Raw genomic sequence first — 22,150 nt, forward strand, 5'->3', positions numbered from 1 at the left:
CAAGATTGACCCGGACCCTGTGGGAGCTGGCTTGCCGGCGAATGGCCAGGGCAGGCGATGCATCTGCTGGGCGAGCGCTGCGCACTCGATCGCTGGCAAGCCAGCTCCCACAGGTATCGAGTTGTCTGCTGGTCATCGACTTGTCCTCTTAAAGGCCGCGGGCCACGGCTTTGTCGATCAGCCAGTCCAGCGACGGACCACGGTCGCTGTCGACCGACGCCGGGCGACCGGCCAGTTCGGCAGGCAGGGCGCCGTCAGGCTTGATCTGTACGCGGATGTCGGAGGCCAGGTCTTCGCTGTTGAGGCTGGTGCTGCTGACGATCTGGCCGGTGCGCACGTCGTCTTCGCCGGCGATCTGGAAGTTGACCCGGGTGCCCGGCTGGACCTTGTCGAACTGGCGGTAGCTGAAGCGCGCCTCGATCATCGGGTTGCTGGTGCGCGGAATCAGCTGGAAGATCGGCTGGCCCTTGGCGGCATACTGGCCGTCGTCCACCAACTGGCGGGCGACCACGCAGTCGCAAGGGCTGGTGAGGGTGCCGGAAAGCTGCTTGCCGAACAATTCCTCGACTTTGGCCGGCTCCAGTTGCGAGTCGTCCAGGTGGCCCTTGAGCATGTCCAGCATGCTGGTGCTGAAGCTGGCCAGCGGTGCGCCTTTGGCGACCATGCCGCCGCTTTCCACCAGGCTGCTCACGGTGCCGTCGCGGGGCATGGTGACGTTGGTGGTCGGCACCGCCACCACGCCGGCCTCGGCATGGCTGACGAAGTACATGCCATACAGCGACTTGGCCACGAAACCGAATGCGGCAATGCCCACCACGAACACGCCCAGGGTCACGGTCACTGCCTTCAGACGGCCAAAGGCGGACAGGCCGGCACCGGCGTCCTTCTGCTTGCGGGCCTTGGTGAAGTTGTCGCGCTGCAGGGTGCTGAGCACATCGCCGATGCTGATCAGCTCACCGGACAGGTGGCTGGTGATGATGTGGCGCAGGGTGGCGATATCGCGCGGTTCGAGGTTCTGGAACTGCGCGCCGGTACGGCCGCTGTCGGCGAGGTAGGAGCGCACCTGGAACTCGATGTCCATCGACAGGCCGAGGTTGTCGACCACGAACTGCAAGCGCCCGCGCAGTACGTCGCCAACCTTCAGCTGTTGCTTGGTGTGGAAGCTCAGGCCACCGGCGGAAAGGTCGTCGACCTTCACATCGTGGGGCTGGCGCTGGGCATCCAGGAAGCGCAGCTTGGCCGGGATGCGCACCCGGGCGTGTTGGCGCTGGGCTTCGGACTCATGCACGACGTTGACGTTCACGGCGGTATTCATGGTGGTTTGTTCCTTTAGTTCCGATCCGGGTTGGGCTCACACGACCATGAACAGCACAGCAACGAAGATGCTGGCCGCCGAGAAGGTCATGGTCCGCGAGGACCAGGTGTTGAACCATTGTTGAAAACTGGCGAGGTCGCGCTTGAGGGCGGTGGGCTGACGGGTCCAGGACTGCTTGTCGAGGCGGAAGAACACGTAGATCTTCATCAGCGCGCCGACGATCTGGTTGTAATAGAGAATCAGCGGGTAGGCCGGGCCCACGTTGTGGCCAGAGCACAGCAGCATCACGGTGAGGATCAGGCGGGTGATGCCGATCCACAGCAGGTACACCAGCAGGAAGGCCATGCCGAACTTGAGGCTGGCAATCACCGCCACGGTCAGGCCCAGCAGGCTGGTCCACATCGACACGCGCTGGTCGAACAGCACGATGCTGGTGAACAGCCCCAGGCGTCGAACGCCCAGGCCCAGTGCGCGCGAGTTCTGCCGCAGGTTGTTGCCGTACCAGCGGTACATCAGCTTGCGGCTGGCCTTGAGGAAGCTCTTCTCCGGCGGGTGCTCGACCGTGTTGATGGCGGCATCGGGCACGTAGAAGGTGTCGTAGCCCAGGCGCATCAGGCTGAACCAGCTGGACTTGTCGTCACCGGTGAGGAACTTGAAGCGGCCCAGGCGCCAGTGCATCAGCGAGTCGCTTTCGACGTCGGCGATGAACTCTGGGTTGGTCACTACGCTGGCGCGGAACATCGACATGCGCCCGGTCATGGTCAGCACGCGCTTGCTCAATGCCATCGAACACATGTTGATGTGGCGCTGGGCGAAGCGCAGCTTGTGCCACTCGCTCATGATGTAGCCGCCGCGCACTTCGCAGAATTCGTTGGTGGTCAGGCCACCGACGTTGGGGTACAGCTTGAACCACGGCACGGTCTTGTTCACCACGCCGTCAGCCAGCACGGTATCGCCGTCGATCACCGCGACTACGGCGTTTTCGTCCGGCAGCATGCGCGAGATGGCGCGGAAGCCGTAGGCCAGGCCGTCACGCTTGCCGGTGCCGGCGATGCGCACGATGTCGAGTTTCACGTGAGCTGGTGGGTTGTACTTGGCCCACAGGCTTTTCACCAACAGCTCGTCGGACATTTCCACGAGCGAGCAGACCACGGTGGTCGGGAAGCCGCAGTTCATCGCTTCACGGATCACCGAGCTGTACACCTGAGCGGTGGTCAGCGCGTCGATGCGAAAGCTCGTCACCATCAGGTAGACATGCGACGGGTCGGCCGCCTTGCCGAGCTTCTGCACCTTGCGGCGCAGATACGGGTAGACCAGGTACAGGAAAATCATGCCGCGGATGAAATGGGTGGCGCCCATGGAATAGCGCCAGATGCCGACTGCGCCGACCAGGAAGATGAAGTGCTTCGACTGCGAGTCGAAGATATCGCTGGGCAGGGCCAGGGCGATCAGCATGAGCAGGCTCATGTAGAGCAGCCACCCGGCGCACTGCAACAGCACTGTCTGGAGCCTTTGCATGTTCAGCATCCGTCGCGAAATCAGGAAAAGGGAGGGCAGCGGCGGTGGGGAGGCCACCGCTGCCCGGCCGAGGGCTTACCAGCAGATGCCTTCGGTACGGCTGGTGGTGCAGGTGGCCTTGCTCATGAAACCGACCAGGTCGATCACTTGCTTGCCGGCCGGCGCTTGCTCGGCAAGAGCGCGGAACTGCTCGTCACGGTTGCCCAGGACGATGATGTCGGCGTTGTCGATGACCTTCTGGAAGTTGGCGTTGAGCAGCGACGACACGTGCGGGATCTTGCCCTCGATGTACTCTTTGTTCGCGCCATGCACGCGGGCGTACTCGACGTTTTCGTCGTAGATGTCCAGTTGGTAGCCTTTGCCGATCAGGCGCTCGGCCAGCTCTACCAGCGGGCTTTCACGCAGGTCGTCGGTACCTGCCTTGAAGCTCAGGCCAAGCAGGGCGACCTTGCGCTTGTCATGGGCCTCGATCAGCTCGAAGGCGTTCTGCACCTGGGACTCGTTGCTGCGCATCAGCGAATCGAGCAGCGGTGCACGCACATCGAGGCTGGCGGCGCGGTAGGTGAGGGCGCGCACGTCTTTCGGCAGGCACGAGCCACCGAAGGCGAAGCCCGGACGCATGTAGTACTGGGACAGGTTCAGCACCTTGTCCTGGCAGACCACGTCCATCACATCGCGGCCGTCGACACCGACCGCCTTGGCGATGTTGCCGATTTCGTTGGCGAAGGTGACCTTGGTGGCGTGCCACACGTTGCAGGTGTACTTGATCATCTCGGCCACTTCGATCGGCTTGCGGATGATCGGTGCGTCGAGTTCTTCGTACAGGCTTTGCAGGACGTCGCCGCTGGCGCTGTCCAGTTCGCCGATGACGGTCATCGGTGGGTGGTCGTAGTCCTTGATCGCGGTGCTTTCGCGCAGGAACTCAGGGTTGACCGCGACGCCGAAGTCGACGCCGGCCTTCTTGCCCGAGCAGTCCTCGAGAATCGGGATGACCACGTTCTTGACGGTGCCCGGCAGCACGGTGCTACGCACCACGATGGTGTGGCGACGGGTGGTGTCGCGCAGCACGTAACCGATTTCGCGGCACACCGACTCGATGTATTCCAGGCCCAGGTCGCCGTTTTTCTTGCTTGGGGTGCCAACGCAGATCATCGACACATCGCTGGCGCGGATGGCCTCGGCGAAGTCGGTGGTGCCACGCAGGCGGCCATTGGCGATGCCTTGCTGCAGCAGTGCTTCCAGGCCTGGTTCGACGATGGGCGACTTACCCTGATTGATCAGGTCGATCTTGGTGCTGGAGACGTCCACACCAATCACGTCATGGCCACGTGCCGTCAGGCAACCTGCACAGACTGCACCCACATAACCCAAACCAAAGATGCTGATACGCATCGCTATCACCTCATGTGTTTATCACGCCAGCTCCTCCTGGAAGAGCCGGACTGGGTTGATTAACAACAGTTTTCGGGCGCACGGGTCCATGGCAAAGCACACTTCGCCGAGCGCAGGCATGAATGAATCCAGAGCGCACGAAGTTGTGCACTCAAAGTTGGCAGTCAAAGGCCAATAATTAAAAGGCGTGCCCTGAAATGCAGCCGTCTTTATTGCAAGGCGCTATCTGGCGCGATGCTGTGCTTGTTCTTTCAAGTGGAAAAATCCTTTGAAATCAACCACTAGGACGATTTGTAAGGGGCGCGTCTCTCCTGTAAAGACAGGGTTCTCGGGCTTTCCGTTGCCACTGTCGAAGTTTCCATGGCGGGTATCGTTACCTGCCGTTGTCATCTGTAAGTCATCTCTCACACCCACGGCGCAAGATGTTCGTTACGGCACTATGAGCGATAGGTCGTAGAAGAAGTTCCGAGGTCGGTTCCGCTTCCATGAAAGATTTCTAAATATTTTTTCAGTGGCAAATACTTTCATTCTGATAGCACGTCTGGGTTTCGTCCCGATATATAAAGGGCGAAGTCGGGGTGGGATGTTTTTGTGCCAGTACGTGAAAAATTTTTTCAAAATTCGTCAAAAAAGACACGGACGGTCTTATGGCGGTTGGTGACAAAGGCAGTGGTGATGATTTTTTGGCGCCTGAAAAATGACATGGTGGCGTTATGAATATTGCGCTGTGGTGGTGCAGGGTCACATTCAGAAATACTCAAAAGCCACAAAAAAGCTAAGGCTTTGTCTGCTGCTGCCGTTAAGCCCTCTGGACGCCCTTCGGGAGCTGTCCACGTACGAAGGAACGTCTTGGACATGCTTGGGACCAACGGTCACTCAAGGGCGCCTCATCCATCAACACACGGAAGAGTCGAGAGAGCGCCAACATATGAAGAAGACATCGCTGACCCTGTTTGCCACCGCTTCGCTGCTCGCTGTCGGGGTGGCCCAGGCTGGGCCACCTGTTGAGGTGACCTTCAAGAATCTGGGTACGCAACCGGCTACGCTGAAGCTGGTGACATCAAACGAGAGCACTACTTTCCAGATCGCCAACCCCAAACCTGACCAGACTGTTCAGCCAGGTTCGCAGACTCACATGCGCGTTCAGCGCGTTGTAAGCCCGGATATCAATGCAGCGATGGTGCGCTACACCATCGGAAGTAAAACTTGTGCCTTTGGCACAACGTACCAGATGCGAACACTAGCGGGTGGAATCAAGAAGCCAGAATGGACAAAGACTGCAACTCCAAGTGGCGGGGCAACTTGCCAAGCGACCATTATCAGTATGGCTGCTGATTATTCTTGGGTGGTTGAGTTCACCATGAAGTAGCACGCGTTAGCTTCATGGCCATGAGGGCACTTCGCTGTTGAGAGTGGCGAGGTGCCGCTCATTGGCGTTCTCAATGGATTTGTTGAGGTTCAAGTAATGGATTTGACTAAAAGTGGGTTGGTATCAAGCAGTGTGCCGAGTTCTGTCACTGGCGTGAGTCGTTTGTTGGATGGTTCAAGTAAGCCCGTTACTGATAGTGCCGATGTGACCGCCGGAGGGGGAAAGGAGTTGAGCTTTCTACTTTGGCGAAGCAGTTGGCTGCTGCCGCTGAACGTGCGGCAGCCCGCGACAGTCAGCTCTCACGAAAAGAGCTTGCCACGTTGGCAGCCAGCATCCTGGAGAAGATAGGAGGATATAGCTACACGTTGGCTAAAGATTTCTATGACAATCAGATTCCTGACAGCGATGACCCTGAGCTGATTGAGCGTGCCAAAAAAGCAAACGCATTCGCGGCGGGGCAGGGTGATAATCCGTTCAAAGGGTTCAGTCGTGAACAGTTGAGTCTAATTATTTACGATGAGAGCGGAGCGTTCACTGTCAGCGAACGGCGTGCTGCATTGCATGAAAGAACGGAGCAGCACAATGCCTGGGCTAGAAATATTATCGACAAGATGAATGCTGAGTATCGGAGCACGGGGCGAATTGATCAGGGGTTACATGAGACTCTAAATTACTACAACTCGCTGCCACCCGTAGAGGTGGCGCAATACGGTAACTACGAAGCTGGAATCATGATGCAGATGGGCCTGCAGGAAGTTGAAAGGCCCGATCTCAACACCTCTCTTATGGACCTGATCGCCAACAAATGGAAACCCTCGCCTGAAATCGATCCATCCCCTGAGGAACCACAGGCTACCCCTAAATCAACCAACAACGGCGGGGAGGGCAAACTTGAATGAGCCCAATTCTCGCACTGGATGGCGTTACGCGCATTCTGGGCGGGCAGCCCATCCTGCATGATGTCTCGCTGTCGATCCCGCAATCGCAGACCTGTGCCATCGTCGGCCCTTCCGGCTCAGGCAAGAGCACCCTGCTCAACCTGATCGGCCTGCTTGATCAGCCCTGCCAAGGCCGTGTGTTGTTGGGCGGCTGCGACATGACCGCCGCGACCTCCGACCAGCGCGCAGCCATGCGCAATCACCTGCTCGGTTTCGTCTTCCAGGGCTTCAATCTGCTACCGCGCCTGACTGCGCTGGACAACGTCGCCTTGCCACTGTGCTACCGGGGTGTTCGGCAACCAGCGGCGCGCCGGGCAGCGCAGGTGCAATTGGAAGCGGTCGGCCTTGGGCGGCGGAGCCGGAGTCGTCCTGCAGACCTGTCCGGTGGCCAGCGCCAGCGGGTTGCCATTGCCCGTGCATTGGTGACAGAGCCAAGACTGCTACTGGCTGACGAACCGACAGGCAACCTGGATGGCGCTACGGCCAGGGAAGTATTGGACTTGCTGTTGGCGCTGAACCGGGATCGAGGCGTGACATTGGTCATGGTCACCCATGATGTCGCTATCGCACATCGCATGGAGCGATGCTTGAAGGTGCAGGATGGACGTGTGGCCAATGCCTGAGGGATATGGCCCTGACTGGCGGCAGCGCGTGGGTGAGTCGTTGGCCAGTCTGCGTTCGCTGGGGCGCCGCGCCTGGCTGGCGCTGCTGGGTATCGCGGTAGGCTGCGCCGCAGTGGTGGCTCTGCTCAATATTGGCCACAGTGCGGCGCAGCAGGCCCGGCAGCTGTTTCAGGATATGGGCAGCGACTTGATGGTCGTTGACCTCACACCTGCAGCCCATTTACCTGACTTTGCCGGTCCGCCAGCAGAAATTCGCTCGATAGCTCCGTTGATCATGACGGTCGCGACTGTGCCGCAGCGTGGGCAACGCCATGAAGTACTGATCGCTGGCAGTACCGCACAACTGGTGCAGGTTCTCGACCTGAAAGCTTTCGAGGGTCGTCTGCTGTCGGGTTATGACGATTTCAGCCCTCACGTACTACTGGGCGCGACATTGGCCCGGACCCTGGATGCCAGGATAGGAGATCGGCTGGTGCTGGGCGTCTACCTGTTCAATGTGGTGGGGGTGCTCGCACCATTGGGTTACAACCCAATGCTACCGGTGCAGTTGGATGATGCCGTGCTCATGCCATTGCACGGTATGCAGCGCCTGTCGGTGTCACCCGAGGTCGGCACGCTGCTGGCGCTGGGGCGCGATTCTGCGGTCATGGCGCAGGCTGCCGATGTTCTGCGGAACTACCTGAGTGCTCGGCTGCCGGGGCATGAGGCTGAAGTGCGTGTGCCGCAGCAGTTGATCGAAAACATGGCCAGCCAGTCGCAGCTGTTCACCTGGCTGCTTGCCGGGTTCGCGACTATTGCGCTGTTGCTTGGGGGCGTCGGGGTGATGAATGTGATGGTGATGAATGTCACCGAGCGTCGCTGCGAGGTTGGTATTCGTCTGGCTATAGGGGCGCGAGGCCAGGACATCGCCTGGTTGTTCCTGCTTGAAGCCCTGCTGCTGGCCGGTGCGGGGGCGCTGCTGGGCGCGCTGGTCGGGCTTTTGGCTGCCTGGAGCTTTGCAATCATTTCGGGGTGGCGTTTCGTATTGGACTCCACATCGTTGCCTTTGGGTATTGGCAGTTCGTTGGTCGTTGGCGTGTTCTTCGGTCTGCAGCCGGCGCTGGCCGCTGCACGTCTTCAGCCAGTAGTAGCGCTGCGTGATGACTAAGTGGCTGGCCATCACCTGCGCAGTGCTGGTTCCCTTGCAGGGGCTGGCTCGTGACGCCTTGCAACCGTCCCGGCCCACACAAGCCCAAGTGGTCAGTGCCAGAGCGTTCGCGGTTGAACAGGGGCAAGAGCTGGCGCTGGAGCTGGCGGACGCTATCGCCTTGGCTTTGCGTGACAACCGTGCCGTTCGCAGCGCCTATCTTGACCGTGTTGCACAGAAGTTCGAGTTGCGTGTGGCGCACGACCGCTTTGCCCCGCAGTTGGCAATCAGGGCTCGGTACCTGGGCAATCGCAATCAAAACGACCGCTTTCGCGAAGCCGAACTGGCTCCCTCGGCAAGCCTGCTGACACCCTACGGCACCCGCTTGAGCCTCGACTGGGCCTATGGCCACAGGCGTGCCGACGAAGCAGGGCCACGTTACCGTGATGGTGCCAACCTGTTGGTGATTCAGCCCCTGCTGCGCGGCGCCGGGCGAGCGGTGGCCACTGCTCCATTGCGTCACGCAAGGCTGACCGAGCAGATCAACCGATTGGTACTCAAGGACAGTGTGGCGCAGGTCATCACCCACACCATCAGGCGCTATCGGGAACTGCTGCAGGCCCAGGAGCAACTGGGCATCGCTCGTGATGGCCTGGCCCGAGCGCGGAAACTGGTCGAGATCAATCAGGTGTTGATCGCTTCAGGACGCATGGCGGCGTTCGAGATCGTTCAGGCCGAAGCGGAAGTTGCAAATCAGGAACTGGCCTTGCAAGGCAGCCTCAATCAGTTGCACGGCAGCCGTCTTGCGCTGGCTCAATCCCTGGCAATAGAGCTGTCCACGCCCCTGCGTGCGACGGAAAAGCCTCTGGTACGACAGCTGCTGGTGGATGGCCGACAGGCTGTGGCCAAAGCCGAAGTATTGCAGCCAGCCTATCTGATGCAGTTGATTGCTGGCGAACAGGCGGTGATTGACTTGCAGGTGGCACGCGATGAGCAGTGGTGGGATCTGTCGCTGGTGGGCGGTGCCGCGCAAGTGCGAGAACGCCCTGGCAACAACAGCGCGTGGGAACACTATGTGGGGCTGGAGCTGGAGATCCCCATTGGTGATCTGAGCCGTCGACAGGCAGAGGTACGAGCCCGTGTCGCTGTAGAGAACCATCAGGTACGCCTGGCCGAGTCCCATCAACAACTTCAGCGCGATGTCGCCAATGCGGTGCGAGACATCGACGTACGTTGGCGCCAGCTGGAAATCGCCGAGCGTGCATTGTCGTTGTCACGTCGAAAACTGCAGATCGAGCAGGAAAAACTGGCCGTGGGCCGTTCGAGCAACTTTCAGGTGCTCAGTTTTGAAAGTGATCTGCGCACCGCCCAGAGCCTGCATTTGGACGCCACGATCACCTACCTCAATGCCCAGGCCGAGCTGGACCAGACCTTGGGAACCACACTGGATAGTTGGGGGGTAACGCTCAATGACTAGACGGCTGCTGTTGTGCGCGCTATTCGTGTCGTGTGTGGCGTCGTTAGCATTTTGGCTGCCTGGGTCTGAGCCGACAGCACAGCGCAACACCGCGCATTGGCTACGTGTGGAACCGCAGCCACTGGAAAGCCAGTTGGGCCTGGTCGGGCGGATTCAGGCCGGTCGTCAGTTTACCCTGGCAGCCCCTTTCGAGGGTTTGATTGCGGCTTTAACCGTTGAAGAAGGGCAACAGGTGGAGTCTGGTCAGACGCTGATGGTGCTTGATACCTCGGGCCTGGAGATTCGGTTGCGTCAGGCCGAAGCTGAAGTGCTCAAGGCTGGTGAAGTTTACCGCCAATTGCAGGGCTGGCAGAGCGGACCGGAAGTGGCGCGGGCCCGACGCTTGCTTGACAGCGCACGTGGCACATTGGCGGCAAGCCAGGCGGCGTTGGACGACACCCGGCGATTGTTCGAGCGCGGCATTGTCGCGCGCCTTGAGGTCGACAACCTTGTTCAGCAGGTGCGGGCTCAGCGGCAGAGCGTGGAGGATGCGCAGCAGGAATTGGCGTTGACCCGAGCGCGGGGTGAGGGGGATGCGCTGCGTATCGCGCAAATGGAATTGGCCAATGCCCAGGCGCTTTGGCAGGCGTTGGTCCAGTTGCGCGAACAGCGGGTACTCAAGGCGCCATTTGCAGCACTGGTGACGCGAGTGAGTGTCGGCGCTGGCAGGCAGCAACAGCGCTTGCAGGTGGGGCAGCAGGTCGCGCGGGGCTTGCCGCTTCTGACATTGATGGACCTGGAGCGGCTGCAAGTGCTGGCGAAGGTGGAGCAGGGTGACCTGGGCAGTCTCCAGGAAGGGATGCCGGTGCAGGTCATGGCTGCTGGGCGGCAGTTCGCTGGGCGTGTGCAGTGGATAGCGGCGCAGGCCAGGGAGGATGAAGGGCAGGGAAGCTGGTACGACCTGCTGGTTGCGTTCGACCTGCCGTCCGAACCCCTGGGCTTGGGGGTGCGCCTGGGCATGAGCGCGCAGCTGGCGATCATCGTCCATCGCAGCGAGCAAGGTATTGCGCTACCGCCTGAAGCGTTGCGCGTGGACGAAGCCGGGCAGGCTCATGTGATATTTCGCACGGCGGATGACCAGCCAGAGCGCACCGTGCCGGTCGAGGTCGTTGCAACCGTGGCACAAGGCGTCGAAGTATCGGGCTTGGAGGCAGGCTATGTGCGGATGCCTTGAGCAGGCTGCTGTACCCGGCCCAATCGCCGGCATGTCAGCGATTGGGCCGATAGCGTCAATCAGCCGGGTGATCGCGCAAGAACACCAGATGATCCGCCTTCGACTGCTCGGCACTGTAGTAGTACCCCTGCACGTCGAACTGCTTGAGTTGCTCCGGATCGTTGACCTGCTCCTGGATCACGAAGCGGCTCATCATGCCGCGGGCTTTCTTGGCGTAGAAACTGATGATCTTGTACTGGCCGTTCTTCAGGTCCTTGAAGTCGACGTTGATCACCCGTGCCTTGAGCGCCGAGCGCTTCACCGCGCTGAAGTACTCGTTGCTGGCAAGGTTCAGCAGCAGGTCGTCACCTTGTTCGGCCAGCGCCTGGTTCAGCCACTCGCTGATGCGTGTGCCCCAGAAGGCGTACAGGTCTTTGCCGCGGGCATTGGCCAGCTTGGTGCCCATTTCCAGGCGGTAGGGCTGCATGAGGTCCAAGGGACGCAGCAGGCCGTACAGGCCAGAGAGCATGCGCAGGTGGTTCTGGGCGTAGCTGAAGTCGTCTTCACCGAGGGTTTCGGCATCCAGGCCGGTGTAGACGTCGCCTTTGAAGGCCAGCAGGGCCTGTTTGGCGTTGGCCGGGGTGAACTCCGGGGTCCAGCTGCCGAAACGGGCGGCGTTGAGGCCGGCGAGCTTGTCGGACAGGTGCATCAGTTCGCTGATCTGGGCTGGCGACAGCTCGCGCAGTTGCTGGATCAGTTCCTGGGAGTCGTCCAGGTACTGGGGCAGGGTGAAACGCTCGGTTACCGGCGGGGTTTCATAGTCGAGGGTCTTGGCGGGGGAAATCACCGTCAGCATCGGTTCGGCTCCTGGAATCGTTGCCGCGAATTCTACGGATAGATGGGGGTAAGTCCAAACTATGGCGACGATAGTCACAGACCATCGCCGAATCAGGCGCTATAGTGCGCGTTTCGCCGCTGCGGAGAGTCCGATCGTGCGCATTGCTGGTGCCGTCCTGGCCCTGCTGTTGAGCCTGTCTGCCCAGGCTGCCCCCATCCCAGCGGCCAGCCTGGACCGCAGCTTGTGGCCAGAAGAATTGAAAAGCCCGGCGCTGTTCGATGTCGCGTCGCGCGCTGAAATTCTCTCGTTCGCCCAGGTGCTGCACGAAAGCGAGCTGCTGGACGATGCGGCACTGGCCAAGCGTTTGGGTTTGCGGCAGATCAACCTGCAGAAAATCCGCGCGGTGCGGGCACGCATGTGGCAGCAACTATTCCAGGGTTACCAGCAAGCGCAGCGCAGTTGCGAACAGGATGCCTCGTTCTGCTATCCGGTTGAGTCAATGGCTGATTTGCGTACGCAAGCGGCGACATTCGCAGCCGATGTCGGCACGTTCTATACCGGTTGGGTTGAGCCCAGCCACCAGTTCCATGTGCTGTATCTGGATGAGCAATTGCGCAAGGCGGCTCTGTTACCGCAGACCAGCAGCGAGGTCGAGCGGCTGTCCAGCCGTGAACGCAATGGCGATGAGCTGAACGACCGCATGTTCCTGTTGACCTTCGTGGGCGGCCCAGGCCCGGAGGGTGGCAGCACCGATGCATTGAGCCGATACCTGCGCAAGCAGAAGATGCAGGGCACTTTCTTCGTATTGGGCAACCGGCTGCAGCAGCGGCGCGACAGCGGCAAGGCCAATGCGCTGGGCCAGCTTTACCGGGGGCAATGCGTAGGTATCCAGGGCTGGGAGTACCGTTCCCATGCCCAGTGGCAGGGCTGGCAGGATTCGCTCAAGCGCAGCCAGGCCCGGGTGCAGGCCGACCTGCCGGAACAGTATGTGCCGCTGTTTCGCCCGCCATACGGGCAGCGTCGGGCCGATGGCGAGGCATTCATGGCCAGCCAGCAGCTGCGGGTTTCGTTATGGGATATCGATGCTCAGGACGCCACCGCCCTCACTGCCGAGGCCTCGGCGCAGCGCGTTTTGACCCTGATGTTGCTGTGGCGCAAGGGCGTGATCCAGCTGCATGACAGCCTGCCCAAGGCGCAGCCGGTGGTGGAGTGGTTGTTGCACAACACGGCGCAAAGCGGGATCGGTTGGGAGGACTGCCGCGATTACGGCTATCGAGAAACAGGGGTATGACTTCTGACTGTAGCCCCGACGCGCCTGGTCGCCAACCCCTGTTCGTCATTCGGAAAAATAAACTTCACCGACACGTAAAAATACTTTTTTTAGTCATGGTTTTTGCGGTATGAAGAAACCAGACAGCCGATTCCTGCAGCACAGGTGGCGTCATCCAGGCCCTCCTTGCAGGTATGCTTCCCGCCCGTAACAACGCGGATACGGGAAGACCGGCGGTCACTCTGCGGCGCACAAGAGCGCGCCGTGTGGCTTCGACATAAGGTGACCGAGTATGGATGACCAAGGACGCAACCCTTCCTCCAGCAAGCCAATCCTGTATGTGCTCGATACCAACGTCCTGATTCACGACCCCAATGCATTGCTGAACTTCGAGGAGCACCACGTCGCGATCCCGATGACCGTGCTGGAGGAACTCGACAAGCTCAAGACTGGCAAACATACCATCGCCGCTGAATGCCGCCAGGCCATCCGCCTTATTGACCAGACCCTTGGAGATGCATCACCCAGCGATGTCGAGCAGGGTGTGCCGATCCAGCGTGGCAAAAGCGGGCCCAAAGGGTTCCTGTCGATCCTGATGAGCCCGCGAAGTGAACCCAACCGCCTGTTGCCGGAGAACCTGGCCGACAACATCATCATCAACCAGCTCCTCGAGCTGCGTGCGCGCCGCACCGACCTGGACGTGGTGCTGGTGACCAAGGACATCAACATGCGCCTGAAGGCGCGTGCCTGTGGCATCGCCGCCGAGGACTACAGCACCGACCAGCTGGTCGATGACGTGTCGTTGCTGTCCAAGGGCTACCATTCGGTCACCGGCTCGTTCTGGGACCGTGTCAGCAAGGTCGACACCCGTCAGGAACGTGGTCGCACCTGGCATCGGGTGCAACTGATCGACAACCTGCCAGCGGTGCACGTCAATGAGTTCATCATCGATGAGCAAGGCTTCGTCGGCTGGATCAAGGGTATTCGCAACGACGAACTGCTGCTGCTCGACCTGCACCAGGAGCCGCTGCTGCATCAGGAGGCCTGGGGCCTTAAGCCGCGAGACATCCATCAGAGCCTGGCGCTGTTCGCCTTGCTCGACCCGGATATCCATCTGGTCAACCTGACCGGCGCAGCTGGCTCGGGCAAGACCATCCTGGCGCTGGCCGCAGCCATCGAGCAGACCATGGTCAGCAAGCGCTACCGGCGCATCATCGCCACCCGCAGCGTGCAGGGGCTGGACCAGGAGATCGGCTTCCTGCCGGGCACCGAGGCCGAGAAGATGGAGCCTTGGCTGGGCGCCATCACCGACAACCTCGAAGCCTTGCACATGGATGACGAAAGCACCCATGGCAGCGTCGAGTACATCCTCGAGCGGGTTCCGCTGCAGTTCAAGTCGCTCAACTACATTCGTGGCCGCAGCTTCCAACAAAGCCTGATCCTGATCGACGAGTGCCAGAACCTGACGCCGCACCAGATGAAAACCATCATCACCCGTGCCGGCTCCGGTTCCAAGGTGGTCTGCCTGGGCAACCTGGCGCAGATCGACACCCCCTACCTGTCCGCGACCAGCTCGGGCCTGACCTACCTGACCGAGCGCTTCAAGGACTTCCCCCATGGTGTGCATATCACGCTTCAGGGCGTGCCGCGTTCGGTGCTGGCAGAGTACGCCGAGTCGCATCTGTAACCCCTGTCGCCGGGCGGTGCGCCGCCCGGCCTCTTCGCGGGTAAACCCGCTCCCACAGGAGCATCACGGCTTTGAATTCGGTGATAAGCCTGTGGGAGCGGGTTTACCCGCGAAGAGGCCAGGACTGTCGATACATTGCACTGCTCAAACCTGACCCACAGGTTTACACTCTTTAGTTCCCTCCACAGGAGCAAAGCAGTGCTGACTCATCTCGATTCCCAGGGGCGCGCCAACATGGTCGACGTCACTGAAAAAGCCGTTACCGAACGCGAGGCCACTGCCGAAGCGCGGGTGCGCATGTTGCCGCAGACCTTGCAGATGATCGTCGACGGCGAGCACCCCAAGGGCGATGTGTTCGCCGTGGCACGCATCGCCGGCATTCAGGCGGCGAAAAAGACCAGCGACCTGATTCCGCTGTGCCACCCGTTGATGCTCACCAGCGTCAAGGTCGAGCTGAGTGCCGATGGCCAGGATGCCGTGCGTATCGTCGCCCGCTGCAAGCTGGCCGGGCAGACCGGCGTCGAGATGGAAGCCCTGACCGCCGCCAGCGTTGCCGCACTGACCATCTACGACATGTGCAAGGCCGTGGACAAAGGCATGGTCATCGAGCAGGTGCGCCTGCTGGAGAAACTTGGCGGCAAGAGCGGCCACTACAAGGTGGAGGCGTGATGAAGGTCAAAGTGATGTATTTCGCCCGTTACCGCGAATTGCTGGGGCTGGATGCCGAGCGTGTGGAGGGCGAGTTCAAGGTGCTGGACGATGTGCGCCAGGCGCTGGTGGCCAAGGGTGGGCAGTATGCGGTGCTGGCCGAGCAGAACCTGATGTGCGCCCGTAATGAAGAGCTGTGCAGGCTCGATGAGCCGTTGGAGGAGGGCGACGACGTGGCGTTCTTCCCACCGGTGACCGGAGGCTGAACATGACGGTGCGAGTGCAGGAAGGGGCGTTCGACCCAGGGCTTGAGACCAATGCCATGCACGCCGCCAATGTCGGCGTAGGCGCGGTGGTCAGCTTCGTGGGCTATGTGCGCGACTTCAACGATGGCCAGGAGGTGGCCGGGATGTTCCTCGAGCACTATCCGGGCATGACCGAGAAGGCCCTGGCCAAGATCGTGGTAGAGGCCGAGCAGCGCTGGCCGTTGCTGAAGGTGGAGGTGTTGCACCGCATTGGTGCCCTGGAGCCGGGCGAGCCGATCGTGTTCGTCGGCGTGGCCAGTGCCCACCGGCAGGCAGCGTTCGATGCCTGCAATTTCATCATGGATTATCTGAAGACCCGGGCGCCATTCTGGAAAAAAGAGAATACCCGGGAGGGGGCGCGCTGGGTGGAAGGGAAGCAGAGCGATCAGGATGCGGCGGGGCGCTGGTAGGTCTGAGTTGGATGGCCGGGGCGTAGCCCCGGATCGCCGGCAAGCCGGCTCCCACAGGAGCCCCGCTACCCCTGGGGTCAGAGCATGACCTGTGGGAGCGGGTTTACCCGCGAAGAGGCCGGCACAGATTAATGGTGCTTGCGCGGCACCGGCTTCAACAGCTCATCCGGCGGCATTTCACATTTGATCTTGCGCCCCAGCAACTCCTCGATCGCCGGCAGCTGGTAGGAGTCATCCTCACCGGCAAAGCTGATCGACACGCCACTGGTGCCCGCCCGCCCGGTACGACCGATGCGGTGGACATAGTCATCCGGGTCTTCAGGCAGGGTGAAGTTGATCACGTGGCTGATGCCATCGATGTGGATGCCGCGGCCTGCCACGTCGGTGGCCACCAGCACGGTGATGCGGCCTTCACGGAAGTTCTCCAGGGTGCGAATCCGCTTGTGCTGAGGCACGTCCCCGGAAAGCTGGGCGGCGTTGATGCCGTCGCGCACCAATTTTTCCTCGATGCGCCGCACTTCGTCCTTGCGGTTGGCGAATACCATCACCCGTTCCCACTTGTTCTGGGTCACCAGGTTGTACAGCAGCTTGTACTTGTCGCTGCCCGCGACGGCATAAACATGTTGCTCGACCGTTTCGCTGGCCACGTTCTCCGGCTCGATCTCGACGATTTCCGGGTTGGTGGTCCACTGCTTGGCCAGGTTCATCACGTCGTCGGTGAAGGTGGCGGAGAACAGCAGGGTCTGGCGCTCGCTCTTGGGCGGAGTCTGGCGAATGATCTGGCGCACTTGTGGAATGAAGCCCATGTCCAGCATGCGGTCGGCTTCATCCAGCACCAGCACCTCGACCATGTCCAGGTGCACTTCGCCGCGTTGGTTGAAGTCCAGCAGGCGGCCCGGGGTGGCGACCAGGATGTCGCAGTGGCGCGCTTCCAGGCTTTTCAGCTGCTTGTCGAAGTCCATGCCGCCGACGAAGCTCATGACGTTCAGGCCGCTGTACTTGGTCAGCGCCATGGCGTCCTTGGCGATCTGCACCACCAGCTCGCGGGTCGGGGCGATGATCAACGCACGCGGTTCGCCCATGTAGCGTTCCTTGGGCGGCGGCGTCTGCTGCAGCTGGGAGATGATCGAGATCAGGAACGCAGCGGTCTTGCCGGTACCGGTCTGGGCCCGGCCGATGGCGTCTTTGCCGCGCAGGGTATGGCCGAGCACCTGGGCCTGGATGGGGGTGCAGTAGGGGAAGCCGAGGTCGTGGATCGCATGCATCAGCTCGTTGGAGAGCTTGAAGTCATGGAAGCGGGTCTTGCCTTCCTGCGGCTCGACCACGAAGTCTTCCGGCTTCCACAGGTTTGCCTGCGGTTTGGGCTTGCGCTCGCGGCGCGGCTTGTCCTTGGCCGGTTTGTCGGCGACAACAGGCGCTGCGGGTTTGGCGCTGGGCTTGGTCGGGGCGACCTCGGGTTGCGCAGCCGGTGCCGGCGCGGGCGTATTCACCGGGGCGACGGGCTCGACGGCCTGAGGCGCGGCGTCTCCCTTGCCGAATATTTTCTTGAGTGCCTTGAGCACGATCGTCTCATCAATTGGTTAAGGAATGTACGCCGGGCAGTGTAATGCAAGATTCGGGCGCGGCGTAGTGGAATGCTCGGACAGCTACATCGGGAGCGGCTTATTGCAGCTGCTTGCCCAGCCAGTTTTGGATGTCGTTGAGTTCTGCAACCTGTACTTCATGCTCCATCGGGTATTCGTGCCATTGCGCCGCCACGCCCCAGGTATTGAGGTATTCGAAGGCGGTACGGCCCATGGATGGGATGACCACCGAGTCGTGCACGCCATGCAGGCATAGCGCCGGTGTGCGCTGCTGGCAGGCGCTGAGCTGGTTGCCGTCGGTAAAGGTCGGGGCATAGGTGGACAGCGCAATCACACCGCCCAGGGCTTCCTGCCACTTTATATAGGCAGTGTGCAGTACCACCGCGCCGCCCTGGGAGAAACCGGCCAGGAAGATGCGCGACAGGCTGATGCCCTTGGCTTGCTCGGCCTTGATCAGCGCGATGACCTGCTGCGCCGACTCTTCCAGTTGCGCTTCGTCGATGGCGCGCGCCGGGGTCATGGCCTTGATGTCATACCAGCTGGGCATGGCATAGCCGCCGTTGATGGTCACCGGGCGGGTCGGGGCCTGGGGCATGACGAAGCGGGTACTGAGCAGCCGCTCTTGCAGAAATTCGGCCACCGGTAGGAAGTCGTAACGGTCGGCACCCAGGCCGTGCAACCAGATCACACAGGCGTCTGCGGTTTTCTGCGGTTCAAGAATCAGCGGGTTGGTCATGACTGCTCCGAAAGTGTGCGTGCCAATGGATCGTGTGCATGAAAAAAAGGCGCGGGCATTGATTGTCAGAAAAAGAATGTCGCAACGATACAACTTTTCCTACTTGACGACTGCTTAAACGCTACAGCCAGCAACTGTGGTACGCGCTTTGCTATGGAACCCTTGAGGCAAAGGGACTATCCGCGACGGTAACACCCTTTGCACGCGAAGGCTGTCATAGAACAGCTCATTGCGCCAATTGACCCAATAACAAGCCAACAAGGGTCGGATGCGCCTCATAAGGGTGCGGTGCAATTCCGGCTCGGTACAACAAGAGCGATTTGGAGGTTGTGAATGAAGATGTTGAAAACCACCCTGGCAGTCCTGACCGCTGCCGCCGCGCTGGGAGCCACCAGCTTCGCACAGGCCGGCGCCACTCTCGATGCGGTGAAGAAGAAGGGCTTCGTCCAGTGTGGCGTGAGCGACGGTCTTCCAGGTTTCTCGGTCCCTGATGCCCAGGGCAAGATCGTCGGTATCGACGCCGACGTATGCCGCGCTGTCGCCGCTGCGGTGTTCGGTGACGCCACCAAGGTCAAGTTCAGCCAGCTCAACGCCAAGGAGCGTTTCACCGCGCTGCAGTCGGGCGAAGTCGATGTGCTGTCGCGTAACACTACCTGGACCAGCTCGCGTGATGCCGGCATGGGCCTGGTGTTCGCCGGTGTCACCTACTATGACGGTGTAGGTTTCCTGGTCAACAAGAAGCTGGGCGTCTCCAGCGCCAAGGAACTCGATGGCGCGACCATCTGCATCCAGGCCGGTACCACCACCGAGCTGAACGTTTCCGACTTCTTCCGCGCCAATAATCTCAAGTACACCCCGATCACCTTCGACACTTCCGACGAAAGCGCCAAGTCGCTGGAGTCCGGTCGTTGCGACGTGCTGACCTCGGACAAGTCGCAGCTGTTTGCCCAGCGCTCCAAGCTGGCCGCGCCGACCGAGTACGTGGTGCTGCCGGAAACCATCTCCAAGGAGCCTCTGGGCCCGGTGGTGCGCAAGGGCGACGAAGAGTGGTTCAGCATCGTCAAGTGGACCCTGTTCGCCATGCTCAACGCCGAAGAGGCGGGTATCACCTCGAAGAACGTCGAGGCTGAAGCCAAGTCCACCAAGAACCCTGATGTCGCCCGTCTGCTGGGCGCCGATGGCGAATATGGCAAAGACCTCAAGCTGCCCAAGGACTGGGTAGTGCAGATCGTCAAGCAAGTCGGCAACTACGGCGAAGTGTTCGAGAAGAACCTGGGCCAGAGCACCGACCTGAAGATCGACCGTGGCATGAACGCCCTGTGGAACAACGGCGGCATCCAGTACGCGCCACCTGTGCGCTGATGGTTGCACCCTGCGGCGGCATTCCGCCGCCGCAGGTTGTTCGAATCCCTTTTTTCCGGGGCACTTCATGCAAAATCAAATCGGCGCACCCAAGGGGTTATCCCTGAGCGATCCACGTGTGCGCGCGTGGCTGTTCCAGATCCTCACGATCGTCTTCGTGGTCGGTCTGGGCTGGTACCTGTTCCACAACACGCAGACCAACCTGCAACACCGGGGCATCACCTCCGGCTTCGACTTCCTCGACCGCAGCGCCGGCTTCGGCATCGCCCAGCACCTGATTCCTTACGTGGAGTCCGACAGCTATGCGCGTGTGTTCGTCATCGGCCTGCTCAACACCCTGTTGGTGACGTTCATCGGTGTCATTCTGGCGACGATCCTGGGCTTCATCATCGGCGTGGCGCGCTTGTCGCCGAACTGGATGATCAACAAGCTGGCAACCGTGTATGTGGAGACCTTCCGCAACATTCCGCCGCTGCTGCAGATTCTGTTCTGGTACTTCGCGGTGTTTCTGACCCTGCCAGGACCGCGGGGCAGCATCAACATCGACGACACCTTCTTCATCAGCAACCGCGGCCTGAACATGCCGGGCGCCTCCATGGCCGAGGGCTTCTGGCCATTCGTCATCGCGCTGGGGCTGGCGATCGTGGCCATCGTGTTGATGGTGCGTTACGCCAACAAGCGGTTCGATGAAACCGGCGAGCCGTTCCACAAGTTCTGGGTCGGCCTGGCACTGGTCATCGTCATTCCCGGTGCCTGCGCCTTGCTGTTCGGCAGCCCGGTGCACTGGGAAGTGCCGGAGTTGAAAGGCTTCAACTTCGTCGGTGGCTGGGTGCTGATTCCTGAGCTGCTGGCGCTGACCCTGGCGCTGACCATCTACACCGCAGCGTTCATCGCCGAGATCGTGCGTTCCGGCATCCGTTCGGTCAGCCATGGCCAGACCGAGGCCGCCCGTTCGCTGGGGCTGCGCGAGGGCCCGACCCTGCGCAAGGTAATCATCCCCCAGGCACTGCGGGTGATCATTCCGCCGCTGACCAGCCAGTACCTGAACCTGGCGAAGAACTCGTCCCTGGCTGCCGGTATCGGCTACCCGGAGATGGTCTCGCTGTTCGCCGGTACCGTGCTCAACCAGACCGGCCAGGCCATCGAGGTGATCGCCATCACCATGAGTGTCTATCTCGCCATCAGCATCAGCATTTCGCTGCTGATGAACTGGTACAACAAGCGCATTGCGCTGATCGAGCGGTGAGGATACGCCCGTGAATGCCCATGTTTTCAAACCTGACATGCCGCCACCGGTGAAAACCGTCGGCGTACTCGCATGGATGCGTGCCAACCTGTTCTCCAGCTGGCTCAACACCTTGCTGACCCTGTTCGCCGTGTACCTGGTGTGGCTGATCGTGCCACCGCTGGTGCAGTGGGCGTTGATCGACGCCAACTGGGTCGGCACCACCCGCGCTGATTGCACCAAGGAGGGCGCCTGCTGGGTGTTCGTCCAGCAGCGCTTTGGCCAGTTCATGTACGGCTACTACCCGGCCGAATTGCGCTGGCGCGTGGACCTGACCGTGTGGCTTGCCGTGCTCGGTGCCGCGCCGCTGTTCATCAAGCGTTTCCCACGTAAAGCCGTTTATGGCCTGGGCTTCCTGGTGCTATACCCGATCCTGGCCTACACGCTGCTGCACGGTGGCGTTCTGGGACTGGAGAATGTGGCGACCAGCCAGTGGGGCGGCTTGATGCTGACCTTGGTCATCGCGACGGTCGGCATCGTCGGCGCCTTGCCGCTGGGCATTTTGCTGGCCCTGGGGCGGCGTTCGCGCATGCCGGCGGTGAAGGTGGTTTGCGTAACCTTCATTGAGTTCTGGCGCGGCGTGCCGTTGATCACCGTGCTGTTCATGTCTTCGGTGATGCTGCCGTTGTTCCTGCCTGAGGGCATGAGCTTCGACAAGCTGCTGCGGGCAATGATCGGCGTGATCCTGTTCCAGTCGGCCTATATCGCCGAAGTGGTTCGGGGCGGCCTGCAGGCCATCCCCAAGGGCCAGTACGAAGCCGCTGCGGCCATGGGCCTGGGCTACTGGCGTGCGATGGGCCTGGTGATTCTGCCCCAGGCGCTGAAGCTGGTGATTCCAGGCATCGTCAACACCTTCATTGCGTTGTTCAAGGACACCAGTCTGGTGATCATCATCGGCCTGTTCGACCTGCTCAACAGCGTCAAGCAGGCAGCTGCCGACCCGGCTTGGCTGGGCATGGCCACCGAAGGCTATGTGTTCGCGGCCCTGGTTTTCTGGATTTTCTGTTTCGGTATGTCCCGCTACTCCATGCACCTGGAGCGCAAGCTGGACACTGGCCACAAGCGTTAGGAGTTTC

General features: G+C 60.9%; 21 protein-coding genes. 14 read left to right on the plus strand and 7 right to left on the minus strand.

All coding sequences use genetic code 11. The features are described from left to right. Positions 1–148 precede the first annotated feature (148 nt). The 4 genes from PspTeo4_RS26055 to PspTeo4_RS26070 form a co-directional block, all read right to left on the minus strand. On the minus strand, positions 149–1,315 hold the full coding sequence (locus tag PspTeo4_RS26055; protein ID WP_322366606.1) for a PilZ domain-containing protein: 1,167 nt from the start codon (positions 1,313–1,315) through the stop codon (positions 149–151). A 36-nt stretch (positions 1,316–1,351) separates the two neighbouring features. Then, the gene (gene alg8 / locus PspTeo4_RS26060) at positions 1,352–2,833 is read right to left on the minus strand and encodes a mannuronan synthase (RefSeq protein ID WP_322366607.1); all 1,482 of its coding nucleotides are present in this window, start codon (positions 2,831–2,833) and stop codon (positions 1,352–1,354) included. Positions 2,834–2,908: 75 nt separating this feature from the next. Further along, positions 2,909–4,225, minus strand: a complete 1,317-nt coding sequence (locus tag PspTeo4_RS26065; RefSeq protein ID WP_322366608.1) for a UDP-glucose/GDP-mannose dehydrogenase family protein — start codon at positions 4,223–4,225, stop codon at positions 2,909–2,911. Positions 4,226–4,839: 614 nt separating this feature from the next. Further along, positions 4,840–5,082 carry a hypothetical protein gene (locus PspTeo4_RS26070; RefSeq protein WP_322366609.1) on the minus strand — a complete coding sequence of 81 codons (243 nt, stop codon included), beginning with the start codon at positions 5,080–5,082 and terminating at the stop codon, positions 4,840–4,842. Between the two features lie 71 nt (positions 5,083–5,153). On the opposite strand from PspTeo4_RS26070, the gene PspTeo4_RS26075 reads away from it, so the two are divergent. The 6 genes from PspTeo4_RS26075 to PspTeo4_RS26100 all read left to right on the plus strand — a co-directional run bounded on the left by PspTeo4_RS26075 (position 5,154) and on the right by PspTeo4_RS26100 (position 10,971). After that, a complete protein-coding gene (locus PspTeo4_RS26075) occupies positions 5,154–5,594 on the plus strand; it encodes a hypothetical protein (RefSeq protein ID WP_322366610.1) in 441 nt (146 codons plus the stop codon). A gap of 254 nt (positions 5,595–5,848) precedes the next feature. Then, on the plus strand, positions 5,849–6,493 hold the full coding sequence (locus PspTeo4_RS26080; RefSeq protein WP_322366611.1) for a hypothetical protein: 645 nt from the start codon (positions 5,849–5,851) through the stop codon (positions 6,491–6,493). After that, on the plus strand, positions 6,490–7,155 hold the full coding sequence (locus PspTeo4_RS26085) for an ABC transporter ATP-binding protein (RefSeq protein WP_322366612.1): 666 nt from the start codon (positions 6,490–6,492) through the stop codon (positions 7,153–7,155). The genes PspTeo4_RS26080 and PspTeo4_RS26085 overlap by 4 nt, the downstream gene beginning before the upstream one ends. Then, the gene (locus PspTeo4_RS26090; RefSeq protein WP_322366613.1) at positions 7,148–8,302 is read left to right on the plus strand and encodes an ABC transporter permease; all 1,155 of its coding nucleotides are present in this window, start codon (positions 7,148–7,150) and stop codon (positions 8,300–8,302) included. The genes PspTeo4_RS26085 and PspTeo4_RS26090 overlap by 8 nt, the downstream gene beginning before the upstream one ends. After that, complete coding sequence (locus PspTeo4_RS26095) at positions 8,295–9,758, plus strand: TolC family protein (protein ID WP_322366614.1); 1,464 nt, start codon at positions 8,295–8,297, stop codon at positions 9,756–9,758. The genes PspTeo4_RS26090 and PspTeo4_RS26095 overlap by 8 nt, the downstream gene beginning before the upstream one ends. Before the next feature lie 106 nt (positions 9,759–9,864). Then, entirely contained in the window at positions 9,865–10,971 is a 1,107-nt protein-coding gene (locus PspTeo4_RS26100; protein WP_322366615.1) for an efflux RND transporter periplasmic adaptor subunit, read from the plus strand. A 55-nt stretch (positions 10,972–11,026) separates the two neighbouring features. On the opposite strand, the gene yaaA is transcribed toward PspTeo4_RS26100, so the two are convergent. Continuing rightward, on the minus strand, positions 11,027–11,806 hold the full coding sequence (gene yaaA, locus PspTeo4_RS26105; RefSeq protein WP_322366616.1) for a peroxide stress protein YaaA: 780 nt from the start codon (positions 11,804–11,806) through the stop codon (positions 11,027–11,029). A 136-nt stretch (positions 11,807–11,942) separates the two neighbouring features. Between yaaA and PspTeo4_RS26110 the strand changes: the two genes are divergently transcribed. The 5 genes from PspTeo4_RS26110 to moaE all read left to right on the plus strand — a co-directional run bounded on the left by PspTeo4_RS26110 (position 11,943) and on the right by moaE (position 16,108). Further along, the gene (locus PspTeo4_RS26110; RefSeq protein WP_322366617.1) at positions 11,943–13,079 is read left to right on the plus strand and encodes a polysaccharide deacetylase family protein; all 1,137 of its coding nucleotides are present in this window, start codon (positions 11,943–11,945) and stop codon (positions 13,077–13,079) included. 271 nt (positions 13,080–13,350) lie between these two features. After that, positions 13,351–14,745 (plus strand): PhoH family protein, encoded by a 1,395-nt coding sequence (locus PspTeo4_RS26115; RefSeq protein WP_322366618.1) that lies wholly within the window; start codon positions 13,351–13,353, stop codon positions 14,743–14,745. Between the two features lie 198 nt (positions 14,746–14,943). Continuing rightward, the gene (gene moaC / locus PspTeo4_RS26120) at positions 14,944–15,414 is read left to right on the plus strand and encodes a cyclic pyranopterin monophosphate synthase MoaC (RefSeq protein ID WP_322366619.1); all 471 of its coding nucleotides are present in this window, start codon (positions 14,944–14,946) and stop codon (positions 15,412–15,414) included. After that, positions 15,414–15,659, plus strand: coding sequence for a MoaD/ThiS family protein (locus PspTeo4_RS26125; protein WP_322366620.1), 246 nt, complete (start codon positions 15,414–15,416; stop codon positions 15,657–15,659). Before moaC ends, PspTeo4_RS26125 begins: the two co-directional genes overlap by 1 nt. A 2-nt stretch (positions 15,660–15,661) precedes the next feature. Continuing rightward, positions 15,662–16,108, plus strand: a complete 447-nt coding sequence (gene moaE / locus PspTeo4_RS26130) for a molybdopterin synthase catalytic subunit MoaE (protein WP_322366621.1) — start codon at positions 15,662–15,664, stop codon at positions 16,106–16,108. Positions 16,109–16,236: 128 nt separating this feature from the next. Here the strand turns inward: moaE and rhlB are convergent, their stop codons facing one another. Together rhlB and PspTeo4_RS26140 are read right to left on the minus strand one after the other, a co-directional pair. After that, on the minus strand, positions 16,237–17,670 hold the full coding sequence (gene rhlB / locus PspTeo4_RS26135; protein WP_322366622.1) for an ATP-dependent RNA helicase RhlB: 1,434 nt from the start codon (positions 17,668–17,670) through the stop codon (positions 16,237–16,239). A gap of 100 nt (positions 17,671–17,770) precedes the next feature. Next, positions 17,771–18,427 (minus strand): alpha/beta hydrolase, encoded by a 657-nt coding sequence (locus PspTeo4_RS26140; protein WP_322366623.1) that lies wholly within the window; start codon positions 18,425–18,427, stop codon positions 17,771–17,773. 333 nt (positions 18,428–18,760) lie between these two features. On the opposite strand from PspTeo4_RS26140, the gene PspTeo4_RS26145 reads away from it, so the two are divergent. The 3 genes from PspTeo4_RS26145 to PspTeo4_RS26155 all read left to right on the plus strand — a co-directional run bounded on the left by PspTeo4_RS26145 (position 18,761) and on the right by PspTeo4_RS26155 (position 22,143). Next, on the plus strand, positions 18,761–19,789 hold the full coding sequence (locus PspTeo4_RS26145; RefSeq protein ID WP_322366624.1) for an amino acid ABC transporter substrate-binding protein: 1,029 nt from the start codon (positions 18,761–18,763) through the stop codon (positions 19,787–19,789). A 67-nt stretch (positions 19,790–19,856) separates the two neighbouring features. Continuing rightward, on the plus strand, positions 19,857–21,035 hold the full coding sequence (locus PspTeo4_RS26150) for an amino acid ABC transporter permease (protein WP_322366625.1): 1,179 nt from the start codon (positions 19,857–19,859) through the stop codon (positions 21,033–21,035). Positions 21,036–21,045: 10 nt separating this feature from the next. Next, positions 21,046–22,143: an amino acid ABC transporter permease gene (locus PspTeo4_RS26155; RefSeq protein ID WP_322366626.1), complete on the plus strand. Its 1,098-nt coding sequence runs from the start codon at positions 21,046–21,048 to the stop codon at positions 22,141–22,143. Positions 22,144–22,150 lie beyond the last annotated feature (7 nt).

It is taken from the genome of Pseudomonas sp. Teo4 (assembly GCF_034387475.1).
In the GTDB taxonomy this organism is placed as follows: domain Bacteria; phylum Pseudomonadota; class Gammaproteobacteria; order Pseudomonadales; family Pseudomonadaceae; genus Aquipseudomonas.